This is a genomic window from Kitasatospora griseola, from assembly GCF_014648555.1.
GTDB lineage: Bacteria > Actinomycetota > Actinomycetes > Streptomycetales > Streptomycetaceae > Kitasatospora > Kitasatospora griseola.
On record NZ_BMRI01000110.1, the window covers coordinates 1 to 890 of the forward strand.

The 890-nt window shown below is 56.5% G+C and carries 1 rRNA gene; it reads right to left on the reverse strand.

The features are described from left to right. Positions 1-890 (reverse strand): 23S ribosomal RNA (locus IEZ12_RS37345); the annotation flags it as partial.

Genomic DNA, 890 nt, shown 5'->3' on the forward strand with positions numbered 1-890 from the left:
CGTTGGCGCTTCAAAGCGGGTACGGGAATATCAACCCGTTGTCCATCGACTACGCCTGTCGGCCTCGCCTTAGGTCCCGACTTACCCTGGGCAGATCAGCTTGACCCAGGAACCCTTGGTCAATCGGCGCAAGAGTTTCCCACTCTTGTATCGCTACTCATGCCTGCATTCTCACTCGTGAACCGTCCACAACTCGATTCCTCGGCTGCTTCACCCGGCACACGACGCTCCCCTACCCATCACAGCCTCCGTTGGGAGTATTGCTGCAATGACACGACTTCGGTGATGTGCTTGAGCCCCGCTACATTGTCGGCGCGGAATCACTTGACCAGTGAGCTATTACGCACTCTTTCAAGGGTGGCTGCTTCTAAGCCAACCTCCTGGTTGTCTCTGCGACTCCACATCCTTTCCCACTTAGCACACGCTTAGGGACCTTAGTCGGTGTTCTGGGCTGTTTCCCTCTCGACCATGGAGCTTATCCCCCACAGTCTCACTGCCGTGCTCTCACTTACCGGCATTCGGAGTTTGGCTAAGGTCAGTAACCCGGTGAGGCCCATCGCCTATCCAGTGCTCTACCTCCGGCAAGAAACACACGACGCTGCACCTAAATGCATTTCGGGGAGAACCAGCTATCACGGAGTTTGATTGGCCTTTCACCCCTAACCACAGGTCATCCCCCAGGTTTTCAACCCTGGTGGGTTCGGTCCTCCACACGGTCTTACCCGCGCTTCAACCTGCCCATGGCTAGATCACTCCGCTTCGGGTCTTGGGCATGCAACTCAAACGCCCTATTCGGACTCGCTTTCGCTACGGCTACCCCACACGGGTTAACCTCGCTACACACCGCAAACTCGCAGGCTCATTCTTCAAAAGGCACGCAGTCACAGCCC